Raw genomic sequence first — 17,442 nt, forward strand, 5'->3', positions numbered from 1 at the left:
ATCGTTTCAGTAGAGTGACTAAATTGTCGTTATCTTTAGTGGTTAGCGGGCAGCAATAACTAAACAGGAATAATTTATGTTTTACTCTGCTGTTTGTGGCTGAAATTCTTTAAATTTTGGGTATGATGTGAAGAGTAACCGAATCATCTTATTGCTAATAAACAGGTGCAAAGTGTCTTATGACAGATCTTGAGCAACAGGTTTTTACTCAAGTTAGAGCTATCATAGCGAATGAAGAGCAAGTGATTGGCCGCCGAGGGATTTTAATTCCACTCAAAAAAGCGATCCTCGCTGAAGGCGACATTCGTAACGTGATCGACATCATCTCGAGTGACCCCGCATTGGCGGCGCACATGCTAATGCGCAGCAATTCCGCGCAGGCATCTGGGGTGATTAACCCTAAGACTCGCTCGTTGAAAGAAGCTTTGGTCCGCTTAGGTCAAGTGAATATCTATCGCTATGCCTTTACGTTTTATCTGCAAGAACGCCTCGATGAGCTACCGCAGCCCTATAAAAAGTTAGTCCAAGGTTATTGGAAGTTGACTGAAGATATTGCAACTGATGCGGTGGATAGTTTAGCGGAGATGGAAGGCGTCGAGGTTGATGCTGATGAAGTGCAAACCTTGGCCCTGTTCAGTGTGTTCGGCCAAATTATCGCGCTCACGGCATTTGCCTATTTAAATGCTAATGCCGAACAATCATTCCCTTTAAGCGTGATTAAGTCATTGATTGATAATCAACAGCAGACTTTGACCATAGAATCATTCGAAGCGTTAGATTTAGATCAGGACTTACGCCAAGAGTTTATGATTGCCCATAATTTGCGTCAGACCCGCAATTCTAATTCCCCTGGTTTAATCTTGCGACGCGTATTGTCTATGCGTGGTTTGTTGATGAATCCGCTGTAATATTTCGATGCAATAAATTGCTGTTTTATCCTATGAAATAATCATTAGATTCAACAAAAAGCCTGCATCCGCAGGCTTTTTTACTCAATTTTACCCGCATTAATTTGTCTTCTGCTGGCGAGATAAACCTTCACTCGCCACCAGTTGTAACCAATTTTGGATCAAGGCTGAGTTGGCGCTATGGCGGCGATAGGCGCCAAACAAAGGGCGTTTCAAGCCTTCTTGCCCAAGCTTCACTGTGGTAAGGCTTAGGCCATGCCCTTCATTTATCGACCAATTTGGCAGCGCGGCTATACCGTCTTTACAGGCGATGCGTTGCAGTAACATCATGGTTAAATCACAGGTTTTTTGCTCACCCGCTTCTATGCCTGCGGGCTCTAAAAAGTGGCGATAGATGTCTAAACGCGTCAGTGGTACGGGATAGCTGATGATCGGTAAATGCGCTAATTGCTTAGGGGTGACATAGGCTTCTTTTGCTAGAGGATGATCTTTAGCAACCACTAACTTCACTTCAAAATCAAACAAATGCTGATAAGCGAGTGAATGCCCAGGTACAGGATCTGAGGTCAGCACTATATCCAGTTCACCCATTTCCAAGGCATTGAGCGAGTCGAACAAGTGACGGCTCGACAGATCTAACTCCGCTTGGGGATAGTCTTGTCTAAATTGCTCCATCACAGGCATTAACCAGCGAAAACAGCTGTGGCACTCAATGCCTACCCGCAACTGATTGGTTTCGGTTTCAAGGCCATTCTTAAGATCTGTCTCGGTTTCTAACACCTTAGGCAAAATCTCTTCCGCGAGATGAAGCAGGCGTGCACCTTCTTGGGTGAATGACAGCGGCTTACTCTTACGCACAAAAATAGGCGAGTTAATCCTTTGCTCCAACTCCTTAATTTGGTGGGAGAGTGCGGATTGAGTGACAAAACGTTTTTTGGCTGCGCCCGCCAAACTGCCACTTTCCTTCAGGGCCATTAAGGTTCGCAGATGTCTTAGTTCGATCATGTTCACTCCAGGTGAAATTCGCTCATGTTGTGCTTGAAATCAATTCGGTTGCTGGAATAGAGACTAACACAATAAACTTCTAGACGTCCAGACGCCCATTGTTATTTATCAAGGCGGAAATGCTGAAAAGTGCCAAGAGAAAACAATCTGGTGGGTGCAAGTGCCGAATTTGGCTTATCTCAAATAAAGGAAGATAGGGTATGCAATTAAATAGTCTTGGGTTTCCCCGTATCGGGCGTCGTCGTGAATTGAAATTTGCCTTAGAAAAATACTGGCGTGGTGAGATCACTCAAGCTGAACTGCGTGAAGTGGCGAGCGAACTGCGCCGTACCCATTGGCAGTGGCAAACCGCAGCGGGCATCGAGCAAGTGCCCGTGGGGGATTTTGCCTTTTACGATCAAGTATTAACCTTGAGTGCGACCTTAAATGCCATCCCTGATCGCCACCGCGGCGAAGGCGCTATCGATCTCGATACTCTATTCCGTGTTGCCCGCGGCAGAGCGCCAACGGGCCAAGATGCGCCAGCTTCTGAAATGACCAAGTATTTCAATACTAACTATCACTATCTGGTGCCAGAGCTGACGCAAAACCAAGATTTTTCGATTGCTTACGAGCAGTTTTTTGATGAAGTCAGCGAAGCCCAAGCGCTAGGCTATAAAGCCAAACCCGTGCTACTCGGTCCAGTCAGTTACTTATACCTTGCTAAAACCGTTGGTCAAGAGTTTGATAAGCTGAGTTTATTACCAAAATTATTCACTGCTTATGCTGACATTTTGGCGCGTTTCGCCGCCCAAGGTGTGGAATGGGTACAGTTAGATGAGCCTGTGTTGGCATTAGAATTAGATACAGATTGGCAAGCGGCGATGACTGAGACTTATCAAGCGTTAAGTACTGCGAACGTCAAGGTTCTCTTGGCAAGTTATTACGGTGGTATTGCGCATCACCAAGCCCTCGTATCTGCCTTGCCAGTTGCCGGTTTGCACTTAGATTTAGTTACAGCGCCAGAACAACTGGCTGTTTTTGCAAATGCGTTGCGCAGTGAGCAAGTTTTGTCGGCGGGTGTGGTCAATGGTCGTAACGTGTGGGCGGCGGATATCGATTTGATCGCCGAGCGTATTGGCGCTGTGGCGCGTGATTTAGGCGATCGTCTGTGGATTGGCACATCATGTTCATTGCTGCACAGCCCAGTCGATTTAGATGTTGAAGTCAAACTATTACCTGTGCTGCGTAAGCAGTTAGCCTTTGCTAAGCAGAAACTGTTGGAATTGAGCAAAATTCGCCAATTATTGTTGGCGCCTAATTCGGATGAAGCACAAAAAATCAGTGCTTTTTGTATCGCTCGTCGTCAAGCCAAAGCACAGGCTGCGGATAAGCAAGTGATTGAGCGTGTTGCGGCATTAACCACTGCGGATTACGAGCGTGTCAGTGATTTCAGCGTACGCCAAAGGGGGCAGCAGCAAAAATACCGTTTACCCCTGTTACCCACTACGACCATAGGTTCGTTCCCGCAAACACCCGCTATTCGAGGATTACGCAGCCGCTGGCGTAAGGGCGAGATAAGTGATGCTCAGTATACTGAGCAGTTACAACAAGTGACCCGCGATACTATCGAACGCCAACTAAAACTGGGTATCGACGTACTCGTGCACGGTGAAGCCGAACGTAACGACATGGTGGAATACTTTGGCGAGCAGTTAGCTGGCGTTGGTTTTAGTAAAAATGGCTGGGTACAAAGTTATGGCTCACGTTGTGTTAAGCCACCCTTGATTTACGGCGATGTGAGTCGTCCAAAAGCTATGACAGTCGAGTGGGCTGAGTTTGCCCAGAGTCTTACCGACAAGCCCGTAAAAGGCATGTTGACGGGGCCTGTGACAATTCTGCATTGGTCATTCGCCCGTGAAGATATCAGCCGCGATGCGATTGCGACACAACTGGCGCTGGCGATTCGTGATGAAGTGGTCGATTTACAAAATGCGGGGATTGGCATTATTCAAATTGATGAACCTGCCTTCCGTGAAGGTTTGCCATTGAAACAAAGTGAGTGGCAAACCTATTTAGATTGGGCGGTGAATGCCTTTAAACTCAGCGCTGCTGGCGTGACTGATGAGACTCAAATCCACACCCACATGTGTTACAGCGAGTTTAACGACACGATTGCCGCGATTGCTGCCATGGATGCTGATGTGATCACAATCGAGACGTCGCGTTCGCGGATGGAGTTACTCAACGCCTTTGAAGATTTTGAATATCCAAATGAAATTGGCCCCGGTGTATATGACATTCATTCACCAAACACCCCAAGTGTGGAGGCAATGGTGCACTTAATTGAGAAAGCCGCGCAGAAAGTACCCGTGCGTCAACTGTGGGTCAACCCAGATTGTGGCCTAAAAACCCGCACTTGGGATGAAGTCGAACCTGCATTGAAAAACATGGTCGATGCTACCCGCGAACTGCGTCGCCGCTGTATAGGGACTAGAGAGATGAACAGAAACATTGGCTAGGGATCACATTGGATCAACGCGGAACAACTGGGATTTCCCAATCAAGCCCAAGTGGGATATAGTGGGATTAATTGAACAGGAGGTGTTGAGATGTCGCGAGCTAGAAACTTTGTTTTGAATCTGTCGGATGAACTGAAAGAACAGCTTGATAGTATGATTAGAAAGGAGGCCTATGGCAATAGCACTGCTATCGCTGACTGGCTTCAACAGAGAGGCGTAAAGACCAGCAGGACTGCGGTGGCGCGGTATGAGCAGGCATTAAAGAGAAAGGATGGTGTGCTTGATATGGCGGGTTCTTTTAATGCAACGGTTAAAGCCTCAGTTGCTGGCGGTGAGTTAGCATCGCTGTACCAAGAGCTTGGTGAACTAGAATATAAGAAGTCATTATTGCTTGAGCGGATACGGGATCTAATGGAATGACATAGGGCGCTAATAGCGCCCTTTTTTATTGCCATCTAAAAATCTAGTGGTTTGAGCACTCCTTTTAAAACATGCTGATTTAGCCTAGTAGATTGAGCACTAGCTGATTATGTTAGAACTCAGTTTAAAACCCGTTTAAACATTTAAATCAGTCGCCGATATCTTTGGCTATATGAACTACCTGCCCAACGACTTCAAACTGATGCTGTTCCAGTTTAGGAACATCTAGGTCACGATAAAAACTGTTGTCACTTATCAAGCGCCAAGTCCCAAGCATATTCTGGAACCGCTTTACAAACAGGTTGTCACCATCCCTAAAAATATAGATGTGCCCATCTGCTGGATTGTTACGCCCAAGATGAACCACTAGCGTATCGTTGCTGTGGATGGTGGGCTCCATGCTATCGCCTTTCGCCCATACTATGGCTAACTCAGATTCGTTGAAGCCTCTAAACTTCAGCCACTTACGCCTGAATGCTAAAAATCTACTTGGTTGAAGTTGATCAGGATTTAATGCACCATGCCCCGCTGATACTTGGATTCTATATCCGGGTATCAATGCAAACTCTTCTATATCTAAGCCTGCATTATATAAAGCTTTTACCTCTCTGATCTCATCACCTCTACCCGTCGCTAACCATTCTATTGATACCCCTGTTTTATCAGCAAGAGTTATCAGGTTGTCCAGCGTTGGCGAGCTAACACCAGATAGATAGTTATGCAAAGTGCTGTATGAAATTCCTATCTCTTTAGAGAAAGCACGTCCGCTTTTATTACCTAATACCGACCCTAGTCTTTCTGAAAAAGAAGATCCTTTTGCATGTTCCTCAAAAGGATCTGAGTTCCTTTTTAGGTTTTCATGTTCCTTTTCATCGTAAGTCATTGTTTGTTTCTGCCTTTTTAAAGTTTAAATATAGGAACATCAATTCTTAAAAAGGAACAAAAACACATTGACCTGTTCCTATTGTTGATCAATACTGTTCCTAGATTAACTAAGTTAGTTAGTTTAGATGGTTAACTAACTACCAATCATTACAGAAAATGAGAGGGATGGGAATGGAACGCACAGATTTACATCGAGCAGACATTATTGCTGCACTAAAGAAGAAGGGCATTTCCATGAGTGCGCTAAGCCGTGAAAACGGACTTGCTTCTACAACTCTTGCAAATGCTTTAGAGAGACCATGGCCGAAAGGCGAAAGAATTATAGCCAATGCCATTGGTTTGACTCCGGCTGAAGTATGGCCAAGCCGCTACGCAGAACTGCCGAAAGCGGGGTAATCATATGGAACGGTTTGTTATTAGCGAGATTGTTGGGCTTTCTGGTTTGCCGACCACAGAACGTGGTATTCGCAAATTAGTTGAGAGCTTAGCTGAATCCAATGGCATAGAAAGAAGCAAGCGACAAGGAACAAAGGCCTTTGAATACCCTATTAGTATCCTGCCTTTACCTGTCCAAACCGCTTTATATAAGCGTGAAGGCCAAATCAAAGTTGGCGATCAACTGCTGAAATTACCGAAGAAGAAAGCACAATCAGATAGCTATTGCCGCGATGCACTTTGGGGCCGTTGGAATAAAACCAATCATGCCGCCCAGGCTAAAGCGCAATTTGCGTTACGTACTGTGCAAGCTGTGTTTGCGTTAAAGCGTAATGGCATAGCGTTAATGGATGCGTATGACTCCGTTTGTGCTGAGTACCAAGTCGCACTTAGCACGCTGCGTCGTCATTGCGCCATGGTCAAAGGGATAGATGAATCTGACTGGGCACCTGCCTTATTACCTAAACACTTTGAAGCCTCACAGGCGAAGAAGAAAAACCAGTTTGCTTTTGTGTCGCCCGAAGCATGGGAAGCCTTTAAAGCGGATTATCTGTGCTTAGAACAACCCGCAATGACAGTGTGTTATGAGCGCCTAAAAGATACCAGTAAAGGTAAAGATTGGGTGTTACCCAGTTTAAAAAGCCTTGCACGCCGTATCGCCCATGAAATACCCGCACAGCAATTAGTGCTACTGCGTGAAGGTGAGCATGCCTTGCACCAACTGTACCCACCACAAGAACGCAGCGTTGAAGGCTTACATGCGCTTGAGTGGATCAACGGTGACGGTTACTTACATAACGTATTCGTTAAGTGGTTTAACGGTGAGGTGCTGCGTCCTAAAACGTGGTTTTGGCAGGATATTTACAGTCGTAAGATCATCGGTTGGCGTTGTGATATCAGCGAAAACACCGACAGCATTCGTTTGTCACTTATGGACGTGTGCGAAAAGTACGGTGTGCCAAAAGAAATCACTATCGATAACACCCGCGCAGCGGCCAACAAATGGATGACCGGAGGCGTGGCTAACCGCTACCGCTTTAAAGTTAAAGAAGATGACCCGTTAGGCATCATCCCCATGCTTGGGATCAAGCTGCATTGGTCAAGTGTGATCCTCGGTAAAGGCCACGGCCAAGCAAAACCTGTTGAACGTATGTTCGGTGTGGGTGGGCTTGAGGAATACATAGATAAACACCCGCTATGTCGTGGTGCCTACACAGGCGCTAACCCAATGGCAAAGCCGGATAACTACGGTAGTAAAGCTATTGCGGCAGAGGACTTTTTAAAAGCCATTGCTAAGGGTGTTGAAATGTACAACGCCAAAGAAAACCGCAATACCGAAATCTGTAAAGGCTTTATGAGCTTTGATCGGGCATTTGATGTCAGCTACCAAAACGCTGAAATACGCAAAGCGACTAAGGCACAGCTGCAACTGATGATGCTGCAAGCCGAAGCGGTACGGGTATCTAAGCACGGCACCATAGTGCTCGATGCTGGCGGCAGTATCAAAGGCCGTAAGAACCGCTACTTCAACGAGACGATGATGAACTATGTCGGCCAAAAATTGGTCGCTCGTTTTGACCCGTTAAAGCTGCATGACTCATTAGAGATCTACGCCCTAAATGGTGTGCATCTTTGCACTGCGCAATGTCTTGAAAAAGATGCTTTTGGTGATACTCAATCAGCGCGTGAAACCAAGCGTAAACGCACCCAGTTTACCAAAAACAACAAGCTGGCCGCAGCTGCAAAAATCAGCGTAGACCAACTGGAACTGGCCGCAATGATGCGCCCAGCTGCCGAAGAAGTTATCCCCGAAACCAAAGTGGTAATGATGGTGCGCCCAACGTCAATGGGTAACACCGCTGCCGCCATTGCTTACGACCATGATATCGACTCAGACCACCAAGCCGAGTGCGCCGCTAACTTTAGCGAAAGCGTTGCCTATTTGCGTGAGCTGAAAAGTAAAAACCGTCTTTAAACACTCTCGAAACCAGCGTTAAACCCAAGTTAAATCAGCAATAAAAGGAATGAATATGACTAACGTACACAGCCTAGCGAAGGCCGAAAGTAAACAAACAGACATCATCATGCGCGTAGCAACGTTGATTAACGCCCAAAGCGTGACGTCAGGCCAAGTGGCGCAAGAGATCAGTGTCGCCCCGTCCACATTAAGCCAAGTGTTGAACGGCCAATACAAAGCCGATCCAGTGAAGATTATTGAAAAGTTAACCAAGTGGCTGCGGATGCGTGACCAACGTGAAGCTAACCCAAATATGGACCCTGGCTTTGTTTTAACGCCCACCGCCAAGTTGATTATGGACGACCTAACCTATGCCCAAATAACCGAATCTATTGTGGTGGTTTACGGCGCGTCAGGGGTAGGTAAAAGCAAAACACTAGACGAATACAAACGCACTAATAACAACGTGTGGAAAGTGACTGCCAGCCCCAGCCGTTCAAGCCTGAGTGAATGCTTATACGAGATAGCGATGGAGCTTGGCATGGACGATGCCCCTCGCCGTAAAGGTTCGCTATCCCGTGTTATTCGCCAACGCCTTAAAGGCAGTGAAGGCTTAATCATTATTGATGAAGCGGATCACCTTGATTACCCCACGCTTGAAGAGCTGCGCATCCTACAAGAAGAAACAGGCATCGGCATGGCACTGGTAGGTAACAACAAAGTGTATAGCCAGTTAACTGGTGGACGCCGTAACGAAGACTTTGCTCGTCTGTTCTCGCGCATTGCTAAAAAGCGTGGCATCCACAAAGCCAAGCAAGCTGACGTTCGTGCCATTGCTAAAGCATGGAATGTATCAGAAGGCGCTGAACTGGGTTTAATGATCCAAATTAGCGAGCGTCCAGGTGGGCTGCGCTTACTGAGTAAAACCCTAAAGCTGGCGGCGATGTTTGCCAAAGGTACGGGCATCACTGAGCAATTGCTACGCACTGCATTTGCTGAACTCGAAACTAACGATTGAGGTAGGTATGGAAACGCTAGCGCTAGTAGTTCAACTGTTTTGGGTTGTTGTCATTGGGTGTGTCGGGTACAGCGTATTCAACCTAGTTGAATGGATATTCAGTCTTTTTGGTGGTGTTTGTTTTGGATGTTAACAAGGTGGGGAATATGGAAAAGTGCTCTGAAAAAGAAGGTGGCTACGCTGCCAGTTTATGTCAGCACATAGCAGCAATTGCGGATGTATTTCCTACTAAAAAATCAAAGGGGATCTACAAACACACAATAGTAAATTTTATCGAAGGCACCTCAAAAGGAACCCTTGTGAAGATTAAGCAAGGTGAACATTTAGCGGAAGGTTTGGTGTTTAACTACTGCCCATTTTGTGGTGGAAAACTACGTGACACAACAAAGGATGGTGAGTGATGGAATTAACAAGCAAAAGCCAAGAGACAATTATCGCAGTGATCAAAGGTAAGCCTATTGAAGCTAACCGCATTATCACTAACCGCCACGGTAAAAAGTTTGAGTTTGATCGCGTGGCTGCCAATACCCGTGGCGGGTTCTGTTTAGACCAGATGCGTGATGATGAAGTCATCTTGGCACCTGGGCTTATCTACCGCGAAGTGAAGGAGGTGTGACATGAAAACTCAACTCGAAAAACAAGCGCAAGCACTTACCGCCGTTGGTCGTTTAAAGCTGCATGGTTGCACAGTGCTCAGCATTAACAGCCAGCACTTAACGCCGGTGATCGACGTAGATAAACCGCCGTTCAAACTGCGTTCAAAAGCGCATCGCATTACCGAAGTGTTGTACGGCATGGTCAATCAAATCTGTGTTGCCAGTTACAGCGGTTGCCTAGTGCGCTGGGTAGATGATGGCATGGATTTACCCGAGCAGATTTGCCAAACCCTAAACCAATATTCACCTGAGTTAATCAGCGTGTGGCCGAAGAATTTTTAAGAAGTGAGAACTGAAATGACAGATAAAAAATTGATATCCAAAGCGAAGTACATGGAAATTTTAAAGCAGCAATTAGCGAATTACAAAAGCCAAGTTGATGCGGCAAAACAAAATTACGCCACCTTAGATTATGCGATTGATGACTTGGAAGAACTCGATTTTGAACAGGTAGAAGTTGTTCAAGATGGTGAAAACTTTTCTTTCAATATCGTGGAGAAAACAAATGACTAACCAAACTGCCCCACAGGGCTTTCGCTTAAACGCACTCGGCCATGCAGTACCAGAAAGCCAAGTGAAAGATATCGACAAACTGCGTGATGAAGTCGTGCTGAAAATCGTTGAAGCCGCCAAAGAAATGCAAGGCCACATGGCGACATATAAAGCCACCTCAATGGCAACGGTTGCCGACTTTATCGACCTCAGCGCCAGCGAGTTTGGCGTTAAGTTTGGCGGCACTAAGGGCAATGTCTCGTTGATGTCATTCGACGGCAAATACAAAGTCCAGCGCAGCATAGGCGAACACCGTGTTTTTGATGAACGGATACAAGCGGCCAAGGTAAAGATTGATGAATGCATTCAGCGTTGGTCAATCGGTTCAAGCGACCAAATCAAAGCCTTGGTGGAGTTGTCATTCAAGGTAAATAAACAAGGTTATATCGACGTTAACCAAGTGCTAAGCCTACGCCAGTTAAACATCGATGACACCGATTGGCGTGAGGCGATGGACGCGATAGCAGACTCTATCCAAGTGATGGGCAGTACGCCGTATTTGCGCGTTTATGAGCGCCAAGACGATGGCGTGTATAAGCAAATCTCGCTCGATATCGCCAAGTTGTAGCTATGCAATATCTACTACTGACCCGCTACGGAGAAGTAAACGTAAGTCGCCACGCGGTAATCCGCTGGCGACAACGCACGGGGCGCAACTGGCGGCAAATGGTTGAGGCAATAACCACCGCTCACCGCCCCACTAAACAGCAGCTGCGGCGAATAAGGAAGCGTTCAGGCTGGCAACCCAAACGAATATTGGAATGCGAGTGTGCCTACTTTCTTATCACTAACCGCAACATTGTCACCGTGTATGACAAAACGCGAAGGAGTGAAACCGATGATGAATGATCTTAAATGGCTGTTCACCGCACAGTACAGCAAAGGTGAATTAGAGCGTGAAATCGTAATGGCCGAAGCCGTGATGGAAAGCGAACGCACCGGCACGGCGTTCCCTGATTCTACCTTTGAGGATGGTTATATCGCCGCCCTTAACTTTGTACTGGGCAATGAAGCATCCAACGTGCGCGAAGAATACGAGGCGCTTTGCGCTGAGGTTAAAGCTAAGAGTGAAGCGTTAAGCACTGGCGGTGAGCATGAGCAAACGCCATGACGACATCATTAAAAACATCATGGCTTATGGCAGGTTTAAAACCAAAGAACTGGCTGAGGCATGGGCAATAAAAGAGTTTGGTAACGACTGGCGTACACGCAGCGCAGTAAAGGCCAAACGCATTGTAGTGAAACAGAACGAAGAAAAGGAATGGGACGATGAATAAAGCCACAACAAGCACAGTAGCAAAAACCACTAAGCCAGCCGTTAAACGTGCTGTTGCTAAACCACGCACACCTAAGCCAGTTAGCTTAATCAGTAAGGAACAATGGCAGCAGATTGAAACCGAAATGGCGGGTAGCTTTGTCAATGTTAAGTTCGGCTATAAAGGCCATGAGATCCATGTTCAGCGTGAACGTAAGGATGAAGCAACGACCTGTTTAAGCGTTTACATAGATACCGTAATCAAAGGCGCTTGGATGTGCCAAATAAAAAACTTACCAGAAGATGCCCCTAAGATTATTCCTGATGTTTGGAGCCAGAGAACGATCGCTAAATACAAACAAAAAATGATTACACAAATTGAAAAGGTTTGGGGTAAGCGTCTAGCTAAAAAAGAATACCCAGAACTACACGGCAAGATAATTTGGCTTTGCCCTTACTTCTCTAAAGCCTCAGTGCTGTGCCGCCAGTTTAAAAAGCTTGAAGGCTTAGAACTTACTAAAGCCGCATGTCTAAAAAACGAACCTGTATTCAGTTGAATAAGCGAAACAAGCAAGGCGCTGTATGCCTTGCTTGTCTGTTCGGCGTGGTTGCCGAGCACTGATGAGCAGCCAAAGGGGTAAGTGACTATGTTCGGTGAATACACGCCATTGATGAAGCCTATGCTAATCGCTCGCAGGATGGAGCGCGGTACGGCTTTGGTTGACGACGAACTTGGTTTACTAAAGTTGTGCCCCCGCTGCCAAGAGTTCTGGCCGCAAGATACGCTGTTTTGGTCTACCTCGTCACGCGAAGCGGATGGCCTGCAATGTCACTGTAAAGCGTGTCAGTCAGAGCACCGCAGCGAACGAATGCAACGTAACGAAAGTCGTAAAGCGGCATAGGGGGATTAATGCGTAAAATAAATAAAGAATTCTTTATCAGATTAGAGCGTGCAATACAGCTTTACGAAGATGATAAAAGCTTAACCATTGTTTCAATTGCAAATCAGAATAACATTTCAGTTCAATCATTAAAAAAACACATAAAAATTAGAGGGCTTGCAGTAGATAAAACAAAGTTGTCTCAAGGAAAACTTGAAGAAGGAATCCAGTATTATCTTGATGGGATGTCCATCTCAGCAGCGGCATCAAAAGCTCGTATTTCTGGTCAAAGATTAAAAAAATCTTTATATGAGAAAAATATTCAAGTGGATGATTTTGTTGAAAATGATGACAATTTAAACAAGGCTATTGAACTTTATATGAATAACAACATATCCATCTCTATATCTGGTGCAGCAAAAGAGTTTGGTATAAGTGTTACAGGTTTACGTAATGCTTTAATTAGACTTGGCTTTGTTCGTGAACGCGTAAAAATTACGAATCAAGTTACTGATAAATCAATAGCATATAACCTCAAAAAAATTGCGATGTTTCGTTTTATAGAGTCAGTTTTAATGGTGCATGGGGTGATTCGTCGAGCTCATATTCAAAGAGCGTTTATGGTTGAATCTGCCACTGCAAGTAAAGTTATTGCTAATTTCAAGAAGGCGTCGCCGAGTGCAATAAAGATGTCACGTGATGCTAAATATGGGGGAGGAAATATTAATGTACGTTCAATTAATTTTGAGCCAATGTTTTTGCAATCATCCCCACATGAATTTTTAGCAGCAGTGGAGCTGATGGCTGGTCAGCAAATTATCGAAATAACGCAGATAATTTCTTAAGGAGTTAACCATGTCTAACGCCCTTAAGCTGGTGCAAATCGGTAAACGAGATCTGCAACTTGACGATGATATGTACCGCAATTTGTTAGAGCAGATCACCGGCGCACGTAGCGCCAAAGGTTTGAGTGAGTCGCAGCTCAATGCGGTGGTGGATGCCATGAAACTGCGCGGCTTTAAGCCCAAGCCGAAGGCACAAGCGCGGGCGGCTGAGGTGCCGAAAATTCGCGCCATTTGGTTAACCATGTATGACCAAGGCTTTGTGCGCAGTCGAACAGAAGTCGCGCTTAACACCTACGTTAAGCGCATGACCAAAGCCGGCAACGGCCAAGGCATTGACCGCATAGAATGGTTAAAGCCAATGCAGGCTGTAGTGGTATTGGAGGCATTAAAGAAGTGGCATTATCGCGGTATGGCTGATGCGATTATCGTCCGTGGTGGCCGCGTTCCGCCCAATGATAAATTGACAGGCCCCGCAGGCTATGAAAAGTTAGCCGCACACTATGAGGAGTTTTATTGTGGGAATAAATAATGCTGAGTTTTTGTTTTTGGGTGGGCCCCTTCACAATAAAAGAGTTTCTATAACAGTAAAAGATATCGGATGCTCACCTGATTACTTCGAGGTTCAACAAGAAATCCTCGGCCACGGGTTTGAAGTCATTAGATATGTCTTAAGAAAATTGGTAAGTTCAACAGGGTTTACTCGTGAAATTTATGTTGATGGTCGTCTATCAGAAGATAAGCAAAACGATTTATTGCATGAGTGGGTACTAACCTAATCCCATGAAGATGGGATCTCCCATGCCGTATACTTAACACACCTCGCCATGCGGGGTGTTTTTCTATCTGGCAGAAGGTGACAGCATGAATCAATCAACAAATCGTACAGCCAATGCCGCGAACGAAGAGAACGGCGACTTTTTTGGTTACGACAATATCAGCCTAGATGATGTTGAGCGTATTGCCGAAGATGAAGAATCGCAGCGTTGGCCTGAAGCGATGCGGCAAATCTATGCCATGTTCAAGCATGAGTTAGGTGCGCACGATGTTGATACTAAAATTGCTATTGCCCTGCTGAATCGTATTTGTCGTGAGTTTGGCGGCGTGCAATTGTACTTGCCCCGTGGTCGCCAGTTAGAGTCCGAGATCCAAAACCTATCTATTTGGCATGAGTTCAAAGGCGATAACGTTGAGGAGCTGTCGCGCAAATACGATAAGAGTATGCAGCATATCTATCGGGTTATTGCTAAGATGCGCAAACGCGAAGTGAAGAACCGACAACCAGAATTGTTTTAAGGGACAGGGTTATGAAGAAAATACCGCTATTATTTTTAATTTCCACAGTATTTGTTTTTGGATGTAGTAATTCAGATGATGATTTTTCCTTTGAAATTAATCAACGTGACATTGAACATTCAGAGATAATTAAAGATGCTGGTTCAGTTTTATCTCAGCTTTGTCCTCCAGTAAAGAAGGCGAACAGTGTAAATGCTTCATATCAGAGCGATGTCGTTATTGGATATGAATCTAAAAACAAAACAGGTAGTTGGGGTGATGAGGAACTAGATCTAACTAAGCCTATTAAAGAAGCTGGTATGCTTGGATACCGATCAGAAAAATACGGTTGGACTTATGATATTGAGTTTAAAATAAAAGATGATAGAAGCGGCCATACACACTGGATATATGTTGGTGGTGACGATAATGGTATTAATGGGTTTCTTGTGGCAGGGAAACAAGAGAGCCTTGATTTTTGCAAAATAAATGCAACTATGCATGATAGTTATTTTTTACCAGTTTCAGTAAGTGAATAATTCTCGTTAGTTAATCCCCCTTCACTATAAAAAGCACAATCCGATTAGGCTATTTTAATCAGGTTGTGCTTTTATGTTTTCACCTTCTCCGTTATCTCATTATGCTTTTTCAATTGCGGGATACTCACCTGAGTTTATTCATGCGGTGCGCTTTGTACTGATTGAAGAAGGCGCACTCAATCAAGACGGTACACCCAAGCCTAACCTTGGCTATGTCAACGACCCTAAAGATGCGGGCGGGGAAACCAAAGGCGGCATTAGTAAACGCGCTTTCCCAAGCCTTGATATTGCCGCGCTCACCTTAGATAAAATAGTTTCTATTTATCACACTCATTATTGGAAACCTGCCTATTGTGCGCAGTGGTCTGGCCCTGTTGCGCTGTATACCTTCGATGCAGCCGTGCAGCATGGCGTGACTAATGCGCTGTTGATGCTGCAAGAAATCGCTGGCACCAAAGCCGATGGCAAGGTTGGCCCCGCGACTCGCGCCGCTGTTAATGGCTGCGATACCGAATACCTGTGTGCCCGTTACGGCCTGCGCCGTGCGCGTTTTTATGCCCGTATCATCATAAAGAATATTACCCAAGGTCGATTTATTGAGGGCTGGCATAACCGCTTAGTCAGCCTGACCAATGCGGCATGGGAGCTTCAGTAATGGGTAAGAACTGGGACTACTCAAAATTTAAGGGGCGCGAGATGCGCCTTAATGCTGAACTGCGTTTTTACCACACAAGCGAGCCTGTACCTCAGCCGCCGCTCTTTAGCCATTGCGGCACTATGCAAGCATTTTTTGAACATGCTTGGCATAGCGTTTCTCAATGCGATATCCGCATTCATCTCGACCAAACCATTGTGCCTAGTGGCACTGACAAATTATCAAAACTTAGGAGCTTACGAGCATGTCACTCTCTCTAATACTTGGCGCTGCCAAACTTGCTATGGAAGTTGGCCCTACCGCTATCCGTGGTATTTCATCCTTGTTCGGTGGCAGCGACACAGCTAACAAAGTGGCCGATATGGTGCAGTCGGTTGACAGTGTGTTTGGCGATAACAAAGCGGGCGCACAGCTGGAACTTGCCAACCAACTGCAAAAACTACCGCCCGAAAGCTTGGTGGAACTTGAGCGCATTAAAGTGGAAATGGAAAAGGAAATCACCCGCCGCCAAGAGCTTGCGCTTAACGATAAGCAAGCCGAGCAGCACGAAACCCAAGAGACCATTCGCAGTGGCGACAAAGCCGAAGATCCTTACATCCGTACCACGCGGCCATTAATGGCTCGTCAGTCTATGTGGGCAACTATCCTCTATTGCTTTTTGATGGAAGGTTTACATGCCTTTGGTTATGGCGTGGGCATTGATGTGTCAGTTGCTGCGCTGCTATCGAGCCCCGCGTGGGCTTACTTAGGCTTACGTACCCTCGATGGCTTTGCACCGCACCCCAAAAGTAGCGGTCAGAAAGTTGTCGGTGCCATTGCCAACATTATAAAGGTGCGTTAATGACTGACCCTTTTGATCGCGCTCAAGCAGTCGAGCAGGCGTTTAGAGATAACGCCATTGCCCGGCAGTTAGATCACCCCGTTGAATCGCCATTAGTTGATAAGCACGGTAGCCGTTTTTGTATTGCTTGCTGTGAGCCAATCCCGTTGCCTCGCTTAGCCGCTAACCCTAATGCAGTGCGTTGCATTGATTGTCAAACGGCTAAGGAACGCTAATGGAGATTTGGCTAAAAGCCTACTGGCCGATGGTTTGGGCAGCATTAAGTACCGCAGGCGTAGTCATTCTTGCACTGTTATCTAAGACATACGCTAAGCATGAAGACCTCGCTAAGGTTGAAAAGAAAGTGGATGACTTAAAGGTACATGTCGATAGCTTGCCGACTCAAAAGCAAATCACAGAATTGATGCTTGAGCTGGCAAACACGCGCGGTGAGATTAAAGAACTCAGAGCGAACATTCAGCCCGTGGAACACTTAGCAAGACTGCTATTAGAACAGCGTTTAAAGGATGATAAATAGGGGATCATATGTCATTTAAAACATTATTAACCGAAGACCAACGCCTTGTGATCCTGCGTTCGCTGCTTGATATGCAAGGTTACGAGGCTAACGAATCTATTGTGGATTCGTGCCTTGAAGCATACGGCCACAATATTAGCCGCGATCAAGTACGCAGCCATTTAGCATGGCTTGAAGAACAAGGTTTGATTACTTTGCGTACCATGCAAGAGTGCCACATTGCCCGTCTTACTGGCCGTGGCGAAGATGCCGCCACAGGCCAAGCCACTGTGCCAGGTGTTAAGCGCCCACGGGCATAAG

Annotated in this window: 27 protein-coding genes and 1 other RNA gene; 26 read left to right on the forward strand and 2 right to left on the reverse strand. The window is 45.9% G+C overall.

From position 1 onward, the window contains the following. Nucleotides 1-179: 179 nt before the first annotated feature. On the forward strand, nt 180-908 hold the full coding sequence (locus BM607_RS09255) for an HDOD domain-containing protein (protein WP_006080230.1): 729 nt from the start codon (nt 180-182) through the stop codon (nt 906-908). A gap of 99 nt (nt 909-1,007) precedes the next feature. Here the strand turns inward: BM607_RS09255 and BM607_RS09260 are convergent, their stop codons facing one another. Beyond that, nucleotides 1,008-1,913 (reverse strand): LysR family transcriptional regulator, encoded by a 906-nt coding sequence (locus tag BM607_RS09260; RefSeq protein ID WP_006080231.1) that lies wholly within the window; start codon nt 1,911-1,913, stop codon nt 1,008-1,010. A gap of 200 nt (nt 1,914-2,113) precedes the next feature. Between BM607_RS09260 and metE the strand changes: the two genes are divergently transcribed. Both metE and BM607_RS09270 read left to right on the forward strand, forming a co-directional pair. Continuing rightward, nucleotides 2,114-4,414 (forward strand): 5-methyltetrahydropteroyltriglutamate--homocysteine S-methyltransferase, encoded by a 2,301-nt coding sequence (gene metE, locus BM607_RS09265; RefSeq protein ID WP_071938609.1) that lies wholly within the window; start codon nt 2,114-2,116, stop codon nt 4,412-4,414. A 90-nt stretch (nt 4,415-4,504) separates the two neighbouring features. Then, nucleotides 4,505-4,834, forward strand: a complete 330-nt coding sequence (locus tag BM607_RS09270) for a phage protein Gp27 family protein (protein WP_071938608.1) — start codon at nt 4,505-4,507, stop codon at nt 4,832-4,834. A 148-nt stretch (nt 4,835-4,982) separates the two neighbouring features. On the opposite strand, the gene BM607_RS09275 is transcribed toward BM607_RS09270, so the two are convergent. Next, nucleotides 4,983-5,717, reverse strand: coding sequence for a helix-turn-helix transcriptional regulator (locus tag BM607_RS09275; protein ID WP_071938607.1), 735 nt, complete (start codon nt 5,715-5,717; stop codon nt 4,983-4,985). Between the two features lie 173 nt (nt 5,718-5,890). Here BM607_RS09275 and BM607_RS09280 point away from each other — a divergent pair, with 173 nt between their 5' ends. From BM607_RS09280 to BM607_RS09400, 23 genes are all read left to right on the forward strand, one after another. Further along, the gene (locus BM607_RS09280) at nt 5,891-6,115 is read left to right on the forward strand and encodes a helix-turn-helix transcriptional regulator (RefSeq protein ID WP_071938781.1); all 225 of its coding nucleotides are present in this window, start codon (nt 5,891-5,893) and stop codon (nt 6,113-6,115) included. Between the two features lie 4 nt (nt 6,116-6,119). Further along, nucleotides 6,120-8,129, forward strand: coding sequence for a transposase domain-containing protein (locus BM607_RS09285; protein ID WP_071938606.1), 2,010 nt, complete (start codon nt 6,120-6,122; stop codon nt 8,127-8,129). A 55-nt stretch (nt 8,130-8,184) separates the two neighbouring features. Then, complete coding sequence (locus BM607_RS09290) at nt 8,185-9,129, forward strand: AAA family ATPase (RefSeq protein ID WP_071938605.1); 945 nt, start codon at nt 8,185-8,187, stop codon at nt 9,127-9,129. Between the two features lie 146 nt (nt 9,130-9,275). Beyond that, entirely contained in the window at nt 9,276-9,530 is a 255-nt protein-coding gene (locus BM607_RS09295; RefSeq protein WP_071938604.1) for a hypothetical protein, read from the forward strand. After that, nucleotides 9,530-9,745 carry a hypothetical protein gene (locus BM607_RS09300; protein ID WP_071938603.1) on the forward strand — a complete coding sequence of 72 codons (216 nt, stop codon included), beginning with the start codon at nt 9,530-9,532 and terminating at the stop codon, nt 9,743-9,745. The genes BM607_RS09295 and BM607_RS09300 overlap by 1 nt, the downstream gene beginning before the upstream one ends. A 1-nt stretch (nt 9,746) precedes the next feature. Further along, the gene (locus tag BM607_RS09305; RefSeq protein ID WP_071938602.1) at nt 9,747-10,067 is read left to right on the forward strand and encodes a hypothetical protein; all 321 of its coding nucleotides are present in this window, start codon (nt 9,747-9,749) and stop codon (nt 10,065-10,067) included. Between the two features lie 15 nt (nt 10,068-10,082). Further along, on the forward strand, nt 10,083-10,298 hold the full coding sequence (locus tag BM607_RS09310; RefSeq protein ID WP_140393424.1) for a hypothetical protein: 216 nt from the start codon (nt 10,083-10,085) through the stop codon (nt 10,296-10,298). Then, nucleotides 10,291-10,905 (forward strand): DUF3164 family protein, encoded by a 615-nt coding sequence (locus BM607_RS09315; protein WP_071938600.1) that lies wholly within the window; start codon nt 10,291-10,293, stop codon nt 10,903-10,905. Before BM607_RS09310 ends, BM607_RS09315 begins: the two co-directional genes overlap by 8 nt. Before the next feature lie 270 nt (nt 10,906-11,175). Then, nucleotides 11,176-11,448, forward strand: coding sequence for a hypothetical protein (locus BM607_RS09325; RefSeq protein WP_071938598.1), 273 nt, complete (start codon nt 11,176-11,178; stop codon nt 11,446-11,448). Beyond that, entirely contained in the window at nt 11,432-11,614 is a 183-nt protein-coding gene (locus BM607_RS09330) for a hypothetical protein (protein WP_071938597.1), read from the forward strand. The genes BM607_RS09325 and BM607_RS09330 overlap by 17 nt, the downstream gene beginning before the upstream one ends. After that, a complete protein-coding gene (locus BM607_RS09335) occupies nt 11,607-12,149 on the forward strand; it encodes a hypothetical protein (RefSeq protein ID WP_249269576.1) in 543 nt (180 codons plus the stop codon). Before BM607_RS09330 ends, BM607_RS09335 begins: the two co-directional genes overlap by 8 nt. A 2-nt stretch (nt 12,150-12,151) precedes the next feature. After that, nucleotides 12,152-12,227, forward strand: an RNA gene (locus BM607_RS09340) — hammerhead ribozyme type II. Nucleotides 12,228-12,239: 12 nt separating this feature from the next. Further along, the gene (locus BM607_RS09345) at nt 12,240-12,494 is read left to right on the forward strand and encodes a hypothetical protein (protein ID WP_071938596.1); all 255 of its coding nucleotides are present in this window, start codon (nt 12,240-12,242) and stop codon (nt 12,492-12,494) included. 8 nt (nt 12,495-12,502) lie between these two features. Further along, complete coding sequence (locus tag BM607_RS09350; RefSeq protein WP_071938595.1) at nt 12,503-13,318, forward strand: hypothetical protein; 816 nt, start codon at nt 12,503-12,505, stop codon at nt 13,316-13,318. 10 nt (nt 13,319-13,328) lie between these two features. Next, a complete protein-coding gene (locus tag BM607_RS09355; protein ID WP_071938594.1) occupies nt 13,329-13,847 on the forward strand; it encodes a regulatory protein GemA in 519 nt (172 codons plus the stop codon). Continuing rightward, complete coding sequence (locus BM607_RS09360; RefSeq protein ID WP_071938593.1) at nt 13,834-14,094, forward strand: hypothetical protein; 261 nt, start codon at nt 13,834-13,836, stop codon at nt 14,092-14,094. Before BM607_RS09355 ends, BM607_RS09360 begins: the two co-directional genes overlap by 14 nt. Nucleotides 14,095-14,179: 85 nt before the next feature. Beyond that, nucleotides 14,180-14,611, forward strand: coding sequence for a Mor transcription activator family protein (locus BM607_RS09365; protein WP_071938592.1), 432 nt, complete (start codon nt 14,180-14,182; stop codon nt 14,609-14,611). 11 nt (nt 14,612-14,622) lie between these two features. Next, nucleotides 14,623-15,129, forward strand: coding sequence for a hypothetical protein (locus BM607_RS09370; RefSeq protein ID WP_071938591.1), 507 nt, complete (start codon nt 14,623-14,625; stop codon nt 15,127-15,129). A gap of 73 nt (nt 15,130-15,202) precedes the next feature. Further along, a complete protein-coding gene (locus BM607_RS09375) occupies nt 15,203-15,784 on the forward strand; it encodes an N-acetylmuramidase (RefSeq protein WP_071938590.1) in 582 nt (193 codons plus the stop codon). A 244-nt stretch (nt 15,785-16,028) separates the two neighbouring features. Next, nucleotides 16,029-16,625 (forward strand): hypothetical protein, encoded by a 597-nt coding sequence (locus BM607_RS09385; protein WP_071938588.1) that lies wholly within the window; start codon nt 16,029-16,031, stop codon nt 16,623-16,625. Beyond that, the gene (locus BM607_RS09390) at nt 16,625-16,840 is read left to right on the forward strand and encodes a TraR/DksA family transcriptional regulator (RefSeq protein ID WP_071938587.1); all 216 of its coding nucleotides are present in this window, start codon (nt 16,625-16,627) and stop codon (nt 16,838-16,840) included. The genes BM607_RS09385 and BM607_RS09390 overlap by 1 nt, the downstream gene beginning before the upstream one ends. Then, a complete protein-coding gene (locus BM607_RS09395) occupies nt 16,840-17,142 on the forward strand; it encodes a DUF2730 family protein (RefSeq protein ID WP_071938586.1) in 303 nt (100 codons plus the stop codon). The genes BM607_RS09390 and BM607_RS09395 overlap by 1 nt, the downstream gene beginning before the upstream one ends. Nucleotides 17,143-17,150: 8 nt before the next feature. Then, a complete protein-coding gene (locus BM607_RS09400) occupies nt 17,151-17,441 on the forward strand; it encodes a hypothetical protein (RefSeq protein ID WP_071938585.1) in 291 nt (96 codons plus the stop codon). The last annotated feature ends 1 nt before the right edge of the window (nt 17,442 follow it).

It is taken from the genome of Shewanella sp. SACH, from assembly GCF_001887095.2.
In the GTDB taxonomy this organism is placed as follows: domain Bacteria; phylum Pseudomonadota; class Gammaproteobacteria; order Enterobacterales; family Shewanellaceae; genus Shewanella; species Shewanella baltica.

Excerpts from the sequence above, each read along its gene's own strand:
- BM607_RS09255 (WP_006080230.1), top strand. The coding sequence starts at position 180 with ATGACAGATCTTGAGCAACAGGTTTTTACTCAAGTTAGAGCTATCATA.
- BM607_RS09260 (WP_006080231.1), bottom strand. The coding sequence starts at position 1,913 with ATGATCGAACTAAGACATCTGCGAACCTTAATGGCCCTGAAGGAAAGT.
- metE (WP_071938609.1), top strand. The coding sequence starts at position 2,114 with ATGCAATTAAATAGTCTTGGGTTTCCCCGTATCGGGCGTCGTCGTGAA.
- BM607_RS09270 (WP_071938608.1), top strand. The coding sequence starts at position 4,505 with ATGTCGCGAGCTAGAAACTTTGTTTTGAATCTGTCGGATGAACTGAAA.
- BM607_RS09275 (WP_071938607.1), bottom strand. The coding sequence starts at position 5,717 with ATGACTTACGATGAAAAGGAACATGAAAACCTAAAAAGGAACTCAGAT.
- BM607_RS09280 (WP_071938781.1), top strand. The coding sequence starts at position 5,891 with ATGGAACGCACAGATTTACATCGAGCAGACATTATTGCTGCACTAAAG.
- BM607_RS09285 (WP_071938606.1), top strand. The coding sequence starts at position 6,120 with ATGGAACGGTTTGTTATTAGCGAGATTGTTGGGCTTTCTGGTTTGCCG.
- BM607_RS09290 (WP_071938605.1), top strand. The coding sequence starts at position 8,185 with ATGACTAACGTACACAGCCTAGCGAAGGCCGAAAGTAAACAAACAGAC.
- BM607_RS09295 (WP_071938604.1), top strand. The coding sequence starts at position 9,276 with ATGGAAAAGTGCTCTGAAAAAGAAGGTGGCTACGCTGCCAGTTTATGT.
- BM607_RS09300 (WP_071938603.1), top strand. The coding sequence starts at position 9,530 with ATGGAATTAACAAGCAAAAGCCAAGAGACAATTATCGCAGTGATCAAA.
- BM607_RS09305 (WP_071938602.1), top strand. The coding sequence starts at position 9,747 with ATGAAAACTCAACTCGAAAAACAAGCGCAAGCACTTACCGCCGTTGGT.
- BM607_RS09310 (WP_140393424.1), top strand. The coding sequence starts at position 10,083 with ATGACAGATAAAAAATTGATATCCAAAGCGAAGTACATGGAAATTTTA.
- BM607_RS09315 (WP_071938600.1), top strand. The coding sequence starts at position 10,291 with ATGACTAACCAAACTGCCCCACAGGGCTTTCGCTTAAACGCACTCGGC.
- BM607_RS09325 (WP_071938598.1), top strand. The coding sequence starts at position 11,176 with ATGATGAATGATCTTAAATGGCTGTTCACCGCACAGTACAGCAAAGGT.
- BM607_RS09330 (WP_071938597.1), top strand. The coding sequence starts at position 11,432 with ATGAGCAAACGCCATGACGACATCATTAAAAACATCATGGCTTATGGC.
- BM607_RS09335 (WP_249269576.1), top strand. The coding sequence starts at position 11,607 with ATGAATAAAGCCACAACAAGCACAGTAGCAAAAACCACTAAGCCAGCC.
- BM607_RS09345 (WP_071938596.1), top strand. The coding sequence starts at position 12,240 with ATGTTCGGTGAATACACGCCATTGATGAAGCCTATGCTAATCGCTCGC.
- BM607_RS09350 (WP_071938595.1), top strand. The coding sequence starts at position 12,503 with ATGCGTAAAATAAATAAAGAATTCTTTATCAGATTAGAGCGTGCAATA.
- BM607_RS09355 (WP_071938594.1), top strand. The coding sequence starts at position 13,329 with ATGTCTAACGCCCTTAAGCTGGTGCAAATCGGTAAACGAGATCTGCAA.
- BM607_RS09365 (WP_071938592.1), top strand. The coding sequence starts at position 14,180 with ATGAATCAATCAACAAATCGTACAGCCAATGCCGCGAACGAAGAGAAC.
- BM607_RS09370 (WP_071938591.1), top strand. The coding sequence starts at position 14,623 with ATGAAGAAAATACCGCTATTATTTTTAATTTCCACAGTATTTGTTTTT.
- BM607_RS09375 (WP_071938590.1), top strand. The coding sequence starts at position 15,203 with ATGTTTTCACCTTCTCCGTTATCTCATTATGCTTTTTCAATTGCGGGA.
- BM607_RS09385 (WP_071938588.1), top strand. The coding sequence starts at position 16,029 with ATGTCACTCTCTCTAATACTTGGCGCTGCCAAACTTGCTATGGAAGTT.
- BM607_RS09390 (WP_071938587.1), top strand. The coding sequence starts at position 16,625 with ATGACTGACCCTTTTGATCGCGCTCAAGCAGTCGAGCAGGCGTTTAGA.
- BM607_RS09395 (WP_071938586.1), top strand. The coding sequence starts at position 16,840 with ATGGAGATTTGGCTAAAAGCCTACTGGCCGATGGTTTGGGCAGCATTA.
- BM607_RS09400 (WP_071938585.1), top strand. The coding sequence starts at position 17,151 with ATGTCATTTAAAACATTATTAACCGAAGACCAACGCCTTGTGATCCTG.